This window comes from Veillonella parvula, assembly GCF_024461875.1.
In the GTDB taxonomy this organism is placed as follows: Bacteria; Bacillota; Negativicutes; order Veillonellales; family Veillonellaceae; genus Veillonella; species Veillonella parvula_I.
Genome location: NZ_JANGAL010000109.1, coordinates 1 through 235 on the forward strand (window position 1 = coordinate 1; position 235 = coordinate 235).

The 235-nt window shown below is 31.1% G+C and carries 1 protein-coding gene; it reads right to left on the reverse strand.

Going from position 1 to position 235, the window contains the following annotated elements:
- Nucleotides 1–44: 44 nt before the first annotated feature.
- A partial coding sequence (locus NE668_RS10035; RefSeq protein WP_256196876.1) for a GNAT family N-acetyltransferase occupies nt 45–235 on the reverse strand: 191 nt, incomplete at its 5' end.

Genomic DNA, 235 nt, shown 5'->3' on the forward strand with positions numbered 1-235 from the left:
TAATTTTTTTCATAAATTCCCTTTTCGATTTATAAATTCAAGATTTATTGTTCCTTTATCATCACATAATTTGTAAGAAAAATTCCTTGTCGTTCTACCTGTCGTTCCTTTACAACTTTATACCCTCGTTTTTCAAAAAATGGTTTTGCTGTAATAGAAGCATAAGTTGTAATTTTTCCATCAACCGCTTGTTCCAGTTGGTTACAAATAGCTGTTGCAACCCCTTTTCCTTGAT